Origin of the sequence: Pyrobaculum calidifontis JCM 11548, assembly GCF_000015805.1 — an archaeon.
Lineage (GTDB): Archaea > Thermoproteota > Thermoprotei > Thermoproteales > Thermoproteaceae > Pyrobaculum > Pyrobaculum calidifontis.
The window spans coordinates 56,172-71,132 of record NC_009073.1 but is presented as its reverse complement, the minus strand read 5'-3'; the positions used below and the strand labels follow the sequence as shown (position 1 = coordinate 71,132).

The following is a 14,961-nucleotide window of genomic DNA, read 5'->3' as shown; positions in this document are numbered from 1 at the left end:
TTTATAACACTTAGCTCATAAACAAAGCCGACCATAAACCCCATGTACGAAGCCATAGAGAGACCTCTTCCAAAGCCCTCCTCCGCCGACTACGCCTCTGCCCGCCTACTCGAAGCGTTGGTGGAGACCAAGCTTGCCATTGACTTCCTCAGACGCGGCCTTACTCGCAACGCGGCTGGAAAGGCCTTCCAGGCGTGGAGGACTGTGCTGGCGGTCCTCCTCAAGCTTGAGCTAGAGCGGCTGAAGGCCTTGGCAAAGACAGAAGAGGAGAGGAGGTGGCTAGAGGAGAGGGCGGTGCCCCGAGTCCCCACTACGAAGATGATACCGCTTTCGCAGATGTTGAGAGAATTGGGGTACCGAGATGTGTCTGCGTGGACGAATTTGGCGCTAAATCTCCACGACTACCAATACCACGGACCAGACCCAGACATGGCGTTGATCAAGTACCGCACAAGGGAGGAGGCGGCGAGGGCAGTGGTAGAGCTTGTATCAGCCGTGGTTGACTATGTGCAACGCTTGAGGGAAAAGGTGCAGTTTAGTGAGGAGGTTGAGAAGGCGCTAGAAGGCGTCAGGGCTGAGTTGGCTGTATTGTGACTATGTTGTATCTGCCCGCCACTTTTAGCATTGTGGTGTAGTGGCCCATCTCCTCCAAGGCCTCTTCCAGCCCCTCGCCGCTTTGCACCTCCGCCAAGAAGTAGTAGTCCCAGGGGGAGAGCTTCGTGGGCCTGGAGTAGATCAGGGTCATGTTTATCCCGCGCCTCGCGAGGGGACCCAGCGCCTTGTGGAGCGCCCCGGGGACGTTTGGCACTGCGAATATGAGTAGCGCCCTCTCCCCCACGCCGCCTTCTCGCGAAACTACTGCGAACCTCGTGTAGCTCTCAGCGTCTTCAACGCCGCAGGTCTTCTCCACGCCCTCCAACGCCTTTGGAGAAGCTAAGACGGCGCAGTTGTCGCATTTCTCGAACTCCCTAACCGCCTCCGAGGTCGACGCGGTGTAGACCACCTCTGCGCCTAGGGCTTGTAGCGCTCTGCGCGCCTGCGCCGCCGCGTGGGGGTGCGTATAAACAACACGCGGCACGCCCTTCTTTGCCAAGCAGAGCACAATCCTAAGCTCGCCCATTGCCACAATCTTCAAGTCGTGGGTGGCTAAGGCGTCTACGGTCTCCCCCACGGGCCCCTCTAGGCTGTTTATAAATGGGACAACTCCGTACAACGCGTCGCCGGCCTCAACGGCCTTAAACACGTCGGTGATGGTTTTAGCCGGTTTATACACGCCGTGGGGAAACAGCGCGACTGCCGCCTCCCACGTGAATGAGCGCTCTGGGCCGAGGTAGGCCACAGTGGGCTTGTGCAATTTGCCGACCTCGGCAGCTATGACTGTGGCAAGGGGGCCGTCGATGAGCGGCGGGACGTTGTACTTTGCCCGCTTTTTAAGCAGTTCGTAGAGCCTCTTCTCTAGTTCTAGAACCCCTGCATTGAGGCCATAACCACTGCGGTATTTATCTTTGTTGTCGCAGTTATTTATAGCTGGCGTAGTGTTGCCGTGTTGCTTACACATGTCAAATTCGACGAGTGGCCTGCCAAGGCGTTGAGAGAAATGGGCGCGGAGGCTGTGGAAGGGGTGGGCGCCTGGGAGGACTTACTGCTTGTGCACAGCGAGATCTTTCTGCGGGCTGCCAAGAGGGCTGGCGAGCGCCCGCTCTTGGCCGTTGCCGTGGCTAACGCCGCCTTGGGCAAGAGGCAGGCGGTGTTTTACATAGGTGGCACAATGATGGCGGGGCCCCACGCGGCTAGAGGTGGCCACTTCTTCAACGCCGTTGTCTATATAGCGAGGAAGCTAGGCGCCGCTGTTGTGTCTATAGACGGCCACTTTCCGCGCGGCACGTGGGAGGCGCATATGGAGTATAAATTTCCGCTGTATTTAATATACGGCGGCGCCGACGGCCCCCCTCAGAGGTATATACATAGGCGTGGACACAAGGCAGTGGCCATTCCCATGCCGCCTGGCGCCGGGGACAGGAGCTTTTGGCTGGCCATATCCCACGTGCTAAAGGCGGAGGGACCCTTGGCAATACACCTTGGCTTTGATATACATAGGGAAGACCCCACGGGGCACTTCTTCGCTGGCGAGTACCTCTTCTACAAGCTTGGGGAAGCGCTTAGGGGGCGGCAGTTCTACATATCTATAGAGTGTACCTCTACGCCTAAGGTGTTCGCCTCGGCGTTGGGGAGCCTTTTGGCGGGCGTCGCTGGCAGAGGAGCAGAGCCGGCGCCTGGCGAGGAGAGTGAAGAGGCTTTGCGCGAGGTGAGGCGCGTTGTAAGTAGTGTTTTTAAAAAATAGGGTTACAGCTCTTCGTGGAAGATTACATAAAGAAGGCAGAGGCGGCGATAAAGATGTTGGCGGCTGAGGCCTTTGAGAAATTGGAGAAGAAGAAGAGGCTAGAGCTACAGGACGCCATAGTGCTAGCGCTTTACGTAAACATGCGGAAGGTGGATCAGCTTAGAGAAGATGTCGACGGCGTACTGCGCGCCTTCCGTAGACTAGACGAGTTAGTTGACGTAGTTAAACAACTTAAGTCGGCGGTGGAGGCGCTGCAGAAGAGCCAAACGTCTGACGACGTGGCAAAAGTCCTCAGAGAGGTCTCCACAAAGCTAGACCAAATACTGCTCGCGGTAAGCTACAAGGAGGTAGAAACGCGGCCAAACGAGGCGGAGCCCCATCACTAATCAGGCCGGGTTCTATCTTTCACGAGTCAACAAACCCGCCTAATAGGCTGGGTGAGATAATTTAAAACGTTTATCTTCCCCGAGGCCGTGGAAGTTTTCTCCCGTTGCACCTCTTTTACAGACCTGGTGGCGGGGTCGCCGGAGGAGAGGGAGTTTCTGCAGTGGCTTATTACGGCGTTAGACGCGCCAGGCGTGTGGTTTCACCTCTCGCCAGTGGAGGTGCTCTACTGGCGCGACGTGGGCACTAGGCTGGAGGTGGGGGGCGCCGAGTTGCGGGGATTGGCAATGCCATATTCAAGGGGCGCGGTGGTGGAGGGGAGGCTTGTGCCAGTGGACGGCGACGTGGAGGGCAACATAGCCGTGGCGGAGTTTCCACAAGACTTAGACGACGCCAAATACGTCGTAATAGACGCGGCGAGGAGGGGGGCGGCGGCAGTCATCTTTACGGGGTCGCCGCCTAGGCGGGTGGTGGTCACCAGCGAGCTTGGGTTTAAGCTAGACTCAGCGCCGCCGCCGGTGCCCGTCGCAAGCATAGAAGGCGTCAAAGGCCTCTTAGGCGAGAGAGGCCGCCTCGAGGTAAATGTACAGACTAGGGTCACGTATAGCTACAGCTTAATCGCCTTTAACAGTTTTGAAAATACCCCAATGGTGTCTGCCCACTGGGACCACTGGCTGTCGGGGGCAACGGACAACTGCGCCGGCGTAGAAGCCGCCGTGGTGGCCTTCAGCGAGCTAGTGGCAGAGGACGTGCCCATAGCGCTTGGCCTCTTCACCGCGGAGGAGGGGGTGGCGCCCCACGTGCCCTCCTTCTACTGGTCGTGGGGGTCCTACAACTACCTAAGGCGGTGGCGCCCCACTTTCCTCGTCAACATAGACGTAGTGGGGGTTGGCACTCCAAGGATATACGCGCCCCCCTACTTACACGGGCAGCTGGAACGGCTCGGCCCCGTGGAGAACCCGCAGGCCTACTTCGACAGTGTACACTACGAGAGGTGGGGGCTTCCCTCGGTCACCATTTCCTCTCTGTGGGACACCTGGGACGTGTACCACAGCCCCCTAGACAGCCAGGCTGACTATGAGAACGTCCTGTACGCCGCAGATTTGGCCAAGAGAATTGTAAAAATAGGTCCGGCAACTCCCAGCGTAAGAGTGGAGGAGTATGGGCTCCCCCCGGTGGAGGACCCACACGAGGCGTGGTCCCTCGTCTACAACTACTTAACTCTATTCAAGGACTTCTCTCACTCAGACGTGGCATACGTAAACGTCTTTGAGACGCTAAAGAGGGGGTCTGAGTACCGCCGTATAGACGTATTCGGCGGCCCCACCCTCTGCGTAGGAGACTGCTCCCACGCATTGGAGGTGTATAGAGAGGCGGCGGCGCTAGGACTGTTGCATTTTCTCTAAGACCTTCCTAATATACGTAGAGGAGAGGACGTGACCATATCCATCTCTCACTGTGGATATTACAATCACCTCCATCGGCCTAAGCCCCCTCTCCGACCTCAAGTCGTTGATCTGTAGAGCGCGCGGCAGAGTCTCCACACTGGCTACAATGGCCTCAAGCCTGGGGTCAGCAGCGGCGGGGCCGTAGGGATCATTTATCTCTGCGTACACCACCTCCTTCTCGGGGGCTATAAGGCTGACTAAGTTCTTCAAATTGGCAAGTCTCACGGAGAAGGGCTTGACTTTGTACTGCTTATAGGAGGAGGCAAAGGCGTCGCTAGTCAAGCCTATTAACACCCTCTCCCCAATCAACGTGGCTGTGGCCAACAGCTTTATGTGGCCGCTGTGCAGAGTGTCGAAGGTGCCCCCCAGGACTACGTTCTTGAATTTAAGTTGCACGCATTATTTAACTCGTGTATATTAATGTGGCCCACGTCGTCTCTACCCTGGTAAGACTAAACCCAAAGGCCCTCGAAGCCTCGTACCGAGAACGCGAGGCCGTATGCGAGCCCGCGGCGCCCCCCTTCGCCGTTAGACTAGACGGAGTTGGATTTGGCAAACGTCTAAGGGACTTCCCACACCCCCGGAGCAGGGTTGTACACGAGGCTCTGGTAGATACTGCAAAAACGCTTGCGGCTACGTACGGCGCAGAGCTTGTACACGTGGTAAGCGACGAGATAAACCTAATTTTCCTGGGGCAAGCCCCCTATGGGGGGAGGACGTTCAAGATAGTGAGCGTGCTGGCGGCACACGCGGCCTCTGAGCTCACCGCCAGACTCGCCAGGCCGTTGCACTTCGACGGGAGAGTGATAAGGCTAAGAGATAGGTGCGATGCCGCGACATATGTCTTGTACAGGGCGAGAGTCGGGCTAAACAACTACGTGGTCCAGTTGGCCAGAGGAGCTGGGCTAATCAATTCACATACGCCGCATATAGAGGAACTCCTCCCCAAGGTCGAAATTGCGGACTTTGAGCTGGCGTGGGGGTCGACCATGAAAAAGGAGGGAGGTTATAGGCGAGAGGGGCTATGCGAGGCGTTGGTTGCCCTATGCGATGTATGTACTAGCGGTACTTCTCCTCGAGGTATTTAACCAAATACTCCGCGTTGTAGGCCTCGCCGAAGCTCCTCGTCAAAAGCTCCTTGGGCGGGTAGACGGCGCCCCACCTGTGGATCTTCTCCCTCAAGTACTCCTTTATGGAGGCGAAGTCGCCGTCGGCGATGTGCTGTTTTACTCTGCCGTGCTTGTAGTAAATCATCGCCGCCACAACGTTGCCGAGCGTGTACGTGGGGAAGTAGCCTATGCTGCCGTGGGCCCAGTGGATGTCTTGCAACACCCCCTCTGCGTCGTTTCTCGGCCTTACGCCGAGGAGGCGGTCTATCTCGTTGTTCCAAAGCTCTGGCAGATCGGCTACCTTAACCTCTCCAGCGATCATCAGACGCTCCAACCTATACCTCAGCAGTATGTGGAGGTTGTACGTCACCTCGTCGGCCTCAGTCCTTATAAGGCTGGGCCTAACCACGTTGAAGTAGTAGTAGAGGTCTTCGTCGCTGTACTGCTCTAGGGGGAGGTGGCGCCTTAGGATAGGCGCGATTTTTCCAGTAAACTCTCTACTTCTCCCAACAATGTTTTCCATGAAGCGCGACTGGCTCTCGTGTACTCCAAGCGAGACGCCTGTTCCAACAGGCGTAAACGCCAGAGACTCGTCAATGTTCAGCTCGTAGAGGGCGTGGCCATACTCGTGAAGCGCCGAGAAGAGGGGCTCTCTAAAGTCCACCCCTCTAAATCTGACGGTGATTCTCACGTCGTAGGGGGCCCCGATACCCACGGTGAAGGGGTGCGGCGACACGTCTACTCTAAACCTAGCCTTGGGATAGCCCAAGAGCTCCAAGACCTCGAATATAGCCGCCTCTACGCGGGGCCTCTCATACGGCATTTCCTCCAGCGGGTGGCGCCTAGGCCACCCCCTAGCCTCCAGCTTAGACAAAAGCCTCCTTACGCCTGGCTCCAGCGTTGAGAAGACCTCTTCCACGTCCCTTGAAGTCAGCTCTTCCTCATACAAGTCCAACAAGGCGTCGTAGGGATGCTCCTTGTACCCCAACTTCTCCGCAATCACCCTAGACAACTCCACAATCTTCTCCAAGTACGGAGCGAAGAGGCCAAACCTAGCCTTCTCCTTGGCGTTGCGCCACGCCACAAAGGCCTCGGAGGTGACTTTAGCAAACTCCTTGACAACCTCCGGCGGCACTCTCTGGTAGTACTTTAGATCTCGCTTTAACACCCTCACAATCCCCCTCTCCACGTCTGTTAAATCCTTCTCCTCCTCAGCCTTTTCAATCAGCTTGACAAATTTCTCGTCAAGCATAAACTTTTGAATAAGTTGCGAAATTTCGGCCCTCGCGATCGCCCTCGCCTTTATCCCCTCCTCTGGCATATAAGTCTCGCTGTCCCATCCCATGACTCCTTGGGCGTGCGAAAGCGCCCAAATCACCCTATAGTGTTCTAGGATTTGTTTCACGGTCTCGGACTTTATCATTAAAACAAAGAAATCTCTACTTTTAATCGTTTATGTTACCTACGTCTACTATACTGGCGTCAACTCCACAAATCGCCGCGAAGGTAAGTTGTTGAGTTCTAGGAGCAACTCTCTCACGGTTATATCGGGCTTCTCTTGCAAAATCTTCTTGGCTAACTCGGCTTTCTCTGGACAAAATGATGAGACCAAGTCCTCTACCTCCTCCTCGGGAATGACGTCAGGCAGTTGAACGGTGACGTGTAGAAATAGGTTGCCCAACGGCGGTATTCTCTCTACGATCTTCTCGTAGACCTCTGGCAACATGGTAACCAAGAAGGAGGCGTTGGGCAAGTTCATGTTCCTAATCCTGTGGAGGATGTACGCTGCTTCAAAGAACTTGGGGTCCTCGGCGGAGGGCAACAGCTCGTCTATGACTACAACCACTCTCGTGTCGGCCAACTCCAATGCGGCTTTTAGAGTCCAGGTGGGGTCCCCCCTAGCCAGAGAAAGGAGACCCTCGTAGCCGAACTTCCTATACGCCTCGACTATTCTGCTCTTAGCCTCCCTCCCCCCGTGGCGGGAGAGCAGCCGCCACGCCACTACCGCGGCTATATTCGCCATAGACCTCTCCCCCATCTCCGTAAAATCTATGTAGATGCAGTTGGTCCTCTTACACACCTCCAACGCCACCTGGCTCTTCCCCATGCCGGCTCTGCCCAACAACACGGCCATGGGATACGCCGAGGTGAGCTTTATCAGCGACTCCACGGCCCTTATCCACGACTTACCGCCGAGGGCGATTTTGTCGCTGGCCACAGGCCAAGTGGGAATGTGGCAAGTCACGTACTATTGCGGGTCTATTAATTAATCAACGCGAGGTATGATGTTAGTAGTACACCACCTCGGCCACCTTTCTCTCTACTCGTTTGACGTAGCCATACTTCTTTGGGCCCACTTGCACTTTCACGTCGCCGCCCTCCAACAAGATGTAGGCGCCGCGCTTGGCTTGCACAAGCTCGGCCAGCCTCCTCGAAAACTCTTCCTCTGATATGCCGAGCTCTCTACACACAGCCTCTCTAACCTCGGCCAGCTTCGCATAGCCGCTGGCCCCCGCCAAGGCGTCCACAGCCCTGTTGAACGCCTCCTCAAAGCTACGCCCATCTACCTGCGCCCCGCCGCTGGACTTCTGCTGGCCGTGGAGCTTGGCAATGACATAGAAGAAGAAGTGTTCCATGTCTATGACGTACCTAAACCCAGGCCCTACTTTTACGACCTCCGCCTTTAGATGCGAGAGGAGCTCCTCTGGGTTAAGCCCCAGCCTCTCCGCAAACTTGTCAAAGTCTGACTTGCGCACTGAAAACTTGGCCTCCACGTTAAGGGTAGGGGGTGGAATATAAACACGGGATTTAAGATGACGCTATGGACCTTGGGGAGTTCATAGACGCCGTAGACAAGACCGTGGAGTTGAGACTAAACGAATTCATAGCGCCGGTGGTTTGGCGCAGGGGCGGCAATCTTTTCGAAATGGCTGTGGCAGTGGTGTTGAGCCAAAATACATCGGACCGCAACGCCTTTAAAGCGTATGACCAACTGAAAAGGCGGCTCGGGGAAATTACACCAGAGGCGGTCCTACAGCTCTCGGAGGACGAGCTCGCCGAGTTGATCAAGCCAGCTGGCATGTACCGCATAAGGGCCAGGAACATTAGAGCCTTGGCAGATGCGTTTATACGCCACAAGGTGACGCCCGAGAAGCTCAGGGAGATGGGCCCTGTCGAGGCTAGGAAGTTCCTCCTCTCTCTGCCGGGCGTTGGAGAAAAGACGGCCGACGTAATCTTGGTGAATCTGGGTCTTCCCGCGTTCCCCGTTGATACACATATAAGGCGGATAGCTAAGAGGTGGGGCATTGTGGGCAACCACGGCGAAATAAGCCGTAGGTTTATGGAGGCTGTGCCACCCGAGAAATACCTCGAAGTACACCTAAAGCTAATTCAATTCGGCCGCGACATATGCACAGCAAGGGCCCCCAAATGCCATATATGTCCTATTGGAAGCAAGTGCCCGTCTTACACACGTCGCTAGTCCGCAGTGGGTAGCAACGGTGTGTATGTTACACGGCGGAGTTTGCGTAAAAGCCACGGCACTCCCTGAAGCACAGGACAGGGCAATCGTGCTGTCGGCGAATAAACCAAAATCACTGGCTTGGCGTGCCGGGTCAGTCGGCAGGTCAACGGTCACAGAGTCGCCGCCTGCATTGGATCATCACCATTTAAATACACGACCTCTCATTTTTATGTCTAAGGTCGTCATTATGCTCGCCGACAACGACATAGCGCGTGCCTATCATGCATTGGTGGTGGCAACGTCGGCGAGGGCCATGGGCTACGAGGTCCACCTCTTTGCCACAGGCCTTGGGGCCCTCATATTTAGCAAGAGGCCAAGGACTAGGCTGTTGGGCCTCCCGGCCTTGGCCATGTGGCTCATTAAGCGCAGGCTTAAGAGACTGGGGGCTGCCAGCGTGAAGGAGCTGGCGAGGCAGTGCCTCTCTCTGGGGGTTAAGGTCTATGTCGACGAGCCGGTGTTGAAGATGCTTGGCGTAGAGCCGCTGGAGGGGGTGGAGGTCGCGGGGTCTCTCACCTTTCTAGCTCTTGCAAAAGAGGCCGACCTCGTGCTGACTTTTTAACCACAACCTCCACCACGTCGCCTAAGGCGCGGGCGCTCACTACCTCAAGCCCTATGATCTTGGCCGATTTTTCTACGTCGTTTAACACGTAGCGCCACTTGCTCACAATCTTCACCTCTTCCCCCTCGGCGGCCTCAGCCGCTATTCTCGCAAGCACAATGCTAAGCTCGGGGCAGGGGCCTTTCACCTCGTAGACCTTCATATCAACGAGAGGGCCTTGTCTGCGTGCTCGTCCGCGCTACGCAGGCCCTTTAACACGTGGATTATTTCTCCTTTGACGAGAATGTAGGTCACTCTCTCGGCTGTGCCAGTCGGCCTCAGTATGCCCAGCTGAGAGGCCAGCGCGCCTCCTCTGTCGCTTAGTAGCTTAAATCTGACCCCATACTTTTCTGCGAATTTTCTCAGGGTCTCCACGCTGTCTGTGGACACTCCAAATACTTCAAAGCCCTTGGCTTTGAACTTGTCGTAGAGCTCGTTGAACCGTATTGTCTCTCTGGTGCATCCCTGTGTAAACGCCTTGGGGAAGAAGTATACTACGGCCTTTTCCACTCTCGCCGGTGACACTTTTTCGCCGGTGTGGGCCTCCAGTTCCACGTCTGGGAACCTCATGTGTAAACACGGATGTGTGTATATAAGGTGTGCGGCTCTTATCTCAATGCTCTGGCTTCTGCCAATCGGCGTCTTGGCGGTGGCCTCCGCCTCTATCCTAATTAGACTCACGCCGGCGGACCCAGTGGCCATAGCGTTTTGGAGACTGGCGCTGGCCACTCTCATTGTGGCGCCTTTCGCCGCGGCGAGGGGTCTGCCCAGGGGGAGAGAGCTGGCATATTCTGTTGCGTCTGGCGTCTTGCTGGCAGTGCACTTCTTGAGCTGGATACCGTCGCTCTTTTTAACCACGGTGGCCGCCAGCACGACGCTGGTAAATATACACCCGGTGGTAATGCTCTTGTTTACCAGGGCGCTTAGGGAGCGCGTGGGGAAGTGGGCCGTGGCCGGGGTCCTTGTGGCAACCGCCGGGGCCTTGTTGACCACGTTTGCGCCAGGGGGGCTTCTGGGGAATGCGCTGGCCATTTTAGGCGCAGTGTCTTTCGCCGGGTATCTAGCCCTCGGCAGGGTGGTGCGTAGCGCGGTTAATACCTGGGGATATGTGGCAGTGGCGTATGGAAGCGCCGCGGCAGTTAGCCTACTGGCCGGAGCAGTCCTGGGGTCCAACCTCTTTAATTACAGCTGGCAGGTATTCGCAATGTTTCTCCTAATAGCGTCAATTCCCATGATGGCTGGGCATACTGTGTTTAACTACCTCCTGGGGAAGTACAGGGCGATTACTGTTGCCACAAGCGTCTTGGGGGAGCCCGTCGGCGCCACTCTACTTGCGGCTCTTCTACTGGGTGAGACTCCTGCGGGCTATGTGGAGACCCCCGTCGGCGCCTTGCCTCTACAGGCGGTGGGTATTGCGGCGACGTTGGTGGGTATCTTGCTCGTGGTCTGGGAAGAGATAAAAACGGGGAGGTAGGTGTAGACGTGCCTACGGCCTACATAATTACTGTTGGCAACGAGCTGTTGATTGGGCGCGTGGTTAACACTAATGCCGCGTGGCTGGCGTCAAAGCTTACGTATTTGGGCTACAGCGTTAGAAGGATTGTGGTAGTTCCAGACGTGGAGGAGGACATAGTCGAGGCTTTTAGAGAGGCGATGGCTAAGGCTGACGTGGTCATATCCACGGGCGGGTTGGGCCCCACTCCTGACGATATAACGAATCTCGCCTTTTGTAAGGCCCTGGGGGCAGAGCCGGTGGTCAACGAGGAGGCGCTTAAGATGGTCAGGGAGAAGTACGCCAGCCGCGGGTACCCCATGACTGAGGAGAGGGTAAAGATGGCCATGATGCCCCCAGGCGCAGTCCCCCTCCCCAACCCAGTGGGCACGGCGCCTGGCATTTTATACGAGACGGGGGGCAAGATCGTGGTCCTTCTGCCCGGCGTGCCGAGGGAGATGGAGGCCATTTTCGAGGGCTATGTAGAGCCCTTGCTTAAGTCGAGGGGGCCCCCGGCGCATTTCTCCGAGCGAGTTGTGACAGTGAGGGGGGTCCCAGAGGCCGACGTCGCGCCTATAATACGCGAGGTCATGCGGCAAAACCCCAGGGTATACGTCAAAAGCCACCCCAAGGGACTCGAAGTAGACGCCCCCCTCCTCCAAATCCACATATATGCAAGCGCCCCCACTCCCCAAGAAGCCGAAGGCGCCGTAGATGCGGCCTTGAAAAAACTGGTCGAGTTGATTAAGTCGAAGTTCAGCAACGCGGCTATATACTGAGGGCGCCGAGCATCCTGAGGTAGGTGTGGCCTATTGAGGGCACTCCGCCTATGTACACCGCACGGTCTCTCACCTCCACCGCTACGCGGCCCACCAACACCTCTCCCCACCCGCCGAATTTTTTACCAATGACGTTTTCCACATGCGTCTTTATCTCCCACTCGGGGCCCAGCGCCGGCGGCTCAATTCTCGCGGGCAGGAGGAATCTCAGCGGCCACGCCCTAGACGCCGATTTTACAAACTCCCTCCTGGCCGATGCGAGGGCCTCTGAGGCCTCTTTATATATCTGCGCCACCTCGTTTATGTACCTAGATAGGTCAAACACTGCTACAGAGAGCCCGGCCGGGTGTCCTGGGTTTACCAGGAAGGGCTTGTGAAACCTATCTACACTGTCCCAGTGAGTTATGTCGATGAAAAACCGCCTCTTGCCTATTGTCGACGCCGCCACGGCGATTTCCACATTTTAATTAAGCCGTACTTAAACATATGCGCACGGCTGTAGTGGCGCTGTTGCCTCCCTTGGCGCTAATGGCGGGAGGCGTCGCGGCCATGTATACGCCCAAGTGCGGCCTCGCCGCCGCGATAACTGTTGCGTATCTAGTAATGACGCCGCTGGCCTACTACGCAAGGCCGTACGTGGCGAGAAATTTAAGGCATGTGGCAGTGGCGGCGTTTTCCATGGCCGCTTTGTGGGCGCTACAGTACGCACTAGCACCTCTCCTCAGCCAGTACGACGTGACCAATCTCATAGTGTCAATGCTTTCCACATGCGACAAGTGGAAAATATACCTCACGCTTTCGGCCATTGTCTTAGCCCCAGCGGCGGAGGAGGCGCTGTTTAGAGGCATCCTTTTCCAAGAACTAGAGAAGAGGGCGGGGCTAGCCGTGGCGTATGTGGGAAGCGCGCTTGCATTCGCCGCGGCACACGGCTTTCCAGCACTAATCCCGTTGTACTTCGCCTACGGCCTCGTCTTAACACACGCGTTCAGAGGTGGCGGCTTCCTCTTCGCAACCTTGCTACACGGGGTAAACAACCTCTTGGCCCTCTACCCTATATTACAATAATTTCCGCAGACTTGTTCAGAAAGGCGAACCCAAACGGTGACTTCGCCACAGGGGCCTCTGCAGGCTCTCCCTTTAGATATATCACAAAACCGTCGCCGAACAAGAGAGCCGCGGCGTCCATATCAATTTCCCTAAAAGCCGCAACAATCTGGCGGCCTCTTAAGTCTCTCAGCAGGTTCTTGTACGCGGAGCCGTATCCCCACACCAGTTCCCCGTCGTCGAGCAGTATCAAGTCGGCGTCAACGCCTCCGTCGAGACCCGTGAGCTCTCTACTCCTTGCGCCGTATCGGCTCACGTAGTCAGAGAGACCCCAACCATACTTCACCCACTCGAGTTTTACATATACTCCACGCCGCCCCGCCCTCGAGAGGTAGAGCCCCAGCTTCCTAAGCATTAGGGTCTTCCCACTACCCGCCGGCCCCACAATAAACACGTTGGCGCCATCAGACGCCCTAGATAGGGCCAACTTGAACTCTTCCCCAAGCTCCGCCCTCTCCACGTCGTACAGTGAAAAATCCTCTCCCTTCATGCACTCTGCCCCACTTGTTAAAAAACCGCCACGTGTAAAATAACGCCAGTATACGTAGAGACTGGCGCCGCCTAAACTTTCGTCTACAGCCGTTCCGCCTTAAGTCCAACGGTCTTGAGCCCTCGTCGGTGATATATGTATGACACGTCTCTTGTGCCTCGCCTCCACTCTCCTGTCTATAACTCTTTCGCGGTATAGGCGGTTGTGGCTTGGGCAATGGCCTTGGCGGCTTGGCCCTAGGTCGCCGCTTTTCCGCTACCCAACCACCCGGCCCCTTAAAAGCCCTCTACCCTATACTTCGTCTAAGCCCACTAACTTGCCTGTCTTAATAGAGACAACGGCCGCCTCGCACAATTTCAATGTATAGACGATGTCCTCTACTGCGACGACCTCTCCGCCTTTGCCAGAGGCTGCCAGCAGAAATTCTCTGTCTTGCAGTAGGAGGGGCTCGGCGACCTCAAGCCTGGGCCTATATACGCCGTCTTCGCCGTAGAAGTAGACCTCGTCTGTGACAAAGTCTATTACAAATATGCCCTGATCCCCCGTCAGTTCAATCCGCCTAAACTTGTACGGCGTAAGCCAGTTGGCCTCAAATATCGCCGAGGAGCCGCCGTATTGTCCAAATATCTGGGCGTGGTCCTCGTATTGCCCCCTCGTGGAGCCCCCCGCGGCGTATACCGCCCTCGCCCTCTCCCCCGTGATGTACGTCACGAGGTCTATGTCGTGGATTGCTAGGTCTTTTATTACGCCGACGTCGCCTGGCCTTATTGGCCAACGAGACGTCCTTTTCCCATACGCAGAGAGGAAGCGGCCCAGCTTAGACAAATTCGCCTTGACGTAGCGAACTCCCTGGTGAAATCTGAGGAGGTACCCCGTGGTGACTAAGGTCCTCTTGCCCAAGTCCAGTAGCTCGTAGGCCTCGCCTAACGTCGCAGTGAATGGCTTTTCCACCAGCGTGGGCACGCCCCTTGAGAGAAAGAGTGCGGCGTGGCGCGCGTGCAGCGTCGTGGGAGTTGCCACTATGGCGGCGTCTACGTCGAGGTCGGCGGCCTTCTCCACACCTCTTACAGCCTGTGCGCCGTAGACTTTCTCGGCCCACCGTAGCCTGGTCTCGTCTATGTCCACGGCGTATACGGTGTCGACAAGCCCCTCGCCCCTGAGCTGTGCTACGACTCTGAGGTGGTTCTTCCCCCAACCCCCTATTCCCACCACAGCGACTCTCATAAGTACGCCACGTATCTCACCAGAGCCGGGTGAGGCGGCCTTCTGTACACCACTACTTCTTTAAACGAGGGCCGCTGTCTGACGTAGATTCGTACCAGCTCCCTTAGAGAGCCCACGTGTATCTTCAACACCTTGAAGTCCTCGTATTCCTCCACCTCTCCGTCTACGGGGTTGCTCGCCAAGTCGGGCAACAACACCTTCTTACTCTCTCTGATCATGTCGCCGTCGAGCCTATACGCCCAGAGCTTCTCCACCGCCACGCGGCCGTACTTCATGTCTGAAATCATGTTCTCAAGCTTCCTCAAATCTACGTCAAGCGCGGTGGCGAGGTAGGGCACCTCGCCCCTGGAGAAGTACTTGTGGGTAGGCACCTCGAAGGATATGATTTCGACATCGCCGGCCTTCTCCCTAAAGAGCCTAGTTGTGCGGAGGTATTCTACTGGAAGCGTAGCCACGGCTCTACCTAGGG

21 protein-coding genes are annotated in these 14,961 nt (G+C 56.5%); 10 read left to right on the top strand and 11 right to left on the bottom strand.

What is annotated here, in order from left to right:
- Positions 1-42: 42 nt before the first annotated feature.
- On the top strand, positions 43-594 hold the full coding sequence (locus tag PCAL_RS00405; RefSeq protein WP_011848773.1) for a PaREP1 family protein: 552 nt from the start codon (positions 43-45) through the stop codon (positions 592-594).
- Here PCAL_RS00405 and PCAL_RS00400 read toward each other — a convergent pair.
- Complete coding sequence (locus PCAL_RS00400; protein WP_406626764.1) at positions 569-1,438, bottom strand: prephenate dehydratase; 870 nt, start codon at positions 1,436-1,438, stop codon at positions 569-571. The two genes, PCAL_RS00405 and PCAL_RS00400, sit on opposite strands and share 26 nt — an antisense overlap.
- 105 nt (positions 1,439-1,543) lie before the next feature.
- Between PCAL_RS00400 and PCAL_RS00395 the strand changes: the two genes are divergently transcribed.
- The 3 genes from PCAL_RS00395 (at position 1,544) to PCAL_RS00385 (ending at position 4,131) form a co-directional block, all read left to right on the top strand.
- On the top strand, positions 1,544-2,341 hold the full coding sequence (locus PCAL_RS00395) for an arginase family protein (RefSeq protein ID WP_011848771.1): 798 nt from the start codon (positions 1,544-1,546) through the stop codon (positions 2,339-2,341).
- A 14-nt stretch (positions 2,342-2,355) separates the two neighbouring features.
- Entirely contained in the window at positions 2,356-2,727 is a 372-nt protein-coding gene (locus tag PCAL_RS00390; protein WP_011848770.1) for a hypothetical protein, read from the top strand.
- 87 nt (positions 2,728-2,814) lie between these two features.
- Complete coding sequence (locus tag PCAL_RS00385; protein WP_011848769.1) at positions 2,815-4,131, top strand: M28 family peptidase; 1,317 nt, start codon at positions 2,815-2,817, stop codon at positions 4,129-4,131.
- Here PCAL_RS00385 and PCAL_RS00380 read toward each other — a convergent pair.
- Positions 4,108-4,569 carry a phosphopantetheine adenylyltransferase gene (locus PCAL_RS00380; protein WP_011848768.1) on the bottom strand — a complete coding sequence of 154 codons (462 nt, stop codon included), beginning with the start codon at positions 4,567-4,569 and terminating at the stop codon, positions 4,108-4,110. The genes PCAL_RS00385 and PCAL_RS00380 overlap by 24 nt on opposite strands.
- Positions 4,570-4,583: 14 nt before the next feature.
- Between PCAL_RS00380 and PCAL_RS00375 the strand changes: the two genes are divergently transcribed.
- Positions 4,584-5,261, top strand: coding sequence for a tRNA(His) guanylyltransferase Thg1 family protein (locus tag PCAL_RS00375; protein WP_011848767.1), 678 nt, complete (start codon positions 4,584-4,586; stop codon positions 5,259-5,261).
- On the opposite strand, the gene PCAL_RS00370 is transcribed toward PCAL_RS00375, so the two are convergent.
- Genes PCAL_RS00370 through PCAL_RS00360 form a run of 3 tightly spaced genes read right to left on the bottom strand, consistent with a single transcriptional unit; the run spans position 5,233 to position 8,056 of the window.
- Entirely contained in the window at positions 5,233-6,705 is a 1,473-nt protein-coding gene (locus PCAL_RS00370) for a carboxypeptidase M32 (protein ID WP_011848766.1), read from the bottom strand. The genes PCAL_RS00375 and PCAL_RS00370 overlap by 29 nt on opposite strands.
- Positions 6,706-6,753: 48 nt before the next feature.
- Positions 6,754-7,527, bottom strand: a complete 774-nt coding sequence (locus tag PCAL_RS00365) for an ATP-binding protein (protein ID WP_011848765.1) — start codon at positions 7,525-7,527, stop codon at positions 6,754-6,756.
- A 43-nt stretch (positions 7,528-7,570) separates the two neighbouring features.
- Positions 7,571-8,056, bottom strand: a complete 486-nt coding sequence (locus PCAL_RS00360; RefSeq protein WP_011848764.1) for a hypothetical protein — start codon at positions 8,054-8,056, stop codon at positions 7,571-7,573.
- Between the two features lie 47 nt (positions 8,057-8,103).
- Here PCAL_RS00360 and PCAL_RS00355 point away from each other — a divergent pair, with 47 nt between their 5' ends.
- Both PCAL_RS00355 and PCAL_RS00350 read left to right on the top strand, forming a co-directional pair.
- Positions 8,104-8,763 (top strand): endonuclease III domain-containing protein, encoded by a 660-nt coding sequence (locus PCAL_RS00355; RefSeq protein ID WP_011848763.1) that lies wholly within the window; start codon positions 8,104-8,106, stop codon positions 8,761-8,763.
- Positions 8,764-8,974: 211 nt separating this feature from the next.
- Positions 8,975-9,364, top strand: a complete 390-nt coding sequence (locus PCAL_RS00350; RefSeq protein WP_193322749.1) for a DsrE/DsrF/DrsH-like family protein — start codon at positions 8,975-8,977, stop codon at positions 9,362-9,364.
- Here the strand turns inward: PCAL_RS00350 and PCAL_RS00345 are convergent.
- Together PCAL_RS00345 and PCAL_RS00340 are read right to left on the bottom strand one after the other, a co-directional pair.
- Positions 9,315-9,566: a sulfurtransferase TusA family protein gene (locus PCAL_RS00345; protein WP_193322748.1), complete on the bottom strand. Its 252-nt coding sequence runs from the start codon at positions 9,564-9,566 to the stop codon at positions 9,315-9,317. The two genes, PCAL_RS00350 and PCAL_RS00345, sit on opposite strands and share 50 nt — an antisense overlap.
- A complete protein-coding gene (locus tag PCAL_RS00340) occupies positions 9,563-9,973 on the bottom strand; it encodes a peroxiredoxin (RefSeq protein WP_011848761.1) in 411 nt (136 codons plus the stop codon). Before PCAL_RS00340 ends, PCAL_RS00345 begins: the two co-directional genes overlap by 4 nt.
- Before the next feature lie 46 nt (positions 9,974-10,019).
- On the opposite strand from PCAL_RS00340, the gene PCAL_RS00335 reads away from it, so the two are divergent.
- Positions 10,020-10,877 (top strand): DMT family transporter, encoded by an 858-nt coding sequence (locus PCAL_RS00335; protein ID WP_011848760.1) that lies wholly within the window; start codon positions 10,020-10,022, stop codon positions 10,875-10,877.
- Positions 10,878-10,885: 8 nt separating this feature from the next.
- Entirely contained in the window at positions 10,886-11,674 is a 789-nt protein-coding gene (locus tag PCAL_RS00330; protein WP_011848759.1) for a nicotinamide mononucleotide deamidase-related protein, read from the top strand.
- Here the strand turns inward: PCAL_RS00330 and PCAL_RS00325 are convergent.
- Complete coding sequence (locus PCAL_RS00325) at positions 11,664-12,134, bottom strand: hypothetical protein (RefSeq protein ID WP_011848758.1); 471 nt, start codon at positions 12,132-12,134, stop codon at positions 11,664-11,666. The two genes, PCAL_RS00330 and PCAL_RS00325, sit on opposite strands and share 11 nt — an antisense overlap.
- A gap of 26 nt (positions 12,135-12,160) precedes the next feature.
- Here PCAL_RS00325 and PCAL_RS00320 point away from each other — a divergent pair, with 26 nt between their 5' ends.
- Entirely contained in the window at positions 12,161-12,739 is a 579-nt protein-coding gene (locus tag PCAL_RS00320) for a CPBP family intramembrane glutamic endopeptidase (protein WP_011848757.1), read from the top strand.
- Here the strand turns inward: PCAL_RS00320 and PCAL_RS00315 are convergent.
- The 3 genes from PCAL_RS00315 to PCAL_RS00305 form a co-directional block, all read right to left on the bottom strand.
- Positions 12,726-13,268, bottom strand: coding sequence for an ATP-binding protein (locus tag PCAL_RS00315; RefSeq protein WP_011848756.1), 543 nt, complete (start codon positions 13,266-13,268; stop codon positions 12,726-12,728). The genes PCAL_RS00320 and PCAL_RS00315 overlap by 14 nt on opposite strands.
- Before the next feature lie 291 nt (positions 13,269-13,559).
- On the bottom strand, positions 13,560-14,492 hold the full coding sequence (locus PCAL_RS00310) for a Gfo/Idh/MocA family protein (RefSeq protein WP_011848755.1): 933 nt from the start codon (positions 14,490-14,492) through the stop codon (positions 13,560-13,562).
- A complete protein-coding gene (locus PCAL_RS00305) occupies positions 14,489-14,947 on the bottom strand; it encodes a hypothetical protein (RefSeq protein WP_011848754.1) in 459 nt (152 codons plus the stop codon). Before PCAL_RS00305 ends, PCAL_RS00310 begins: the two co-directional genes overlap by 4 nt.
- Between the last annotated feature and the right edge of the window lie 14 nt (positions 14,948-14,961).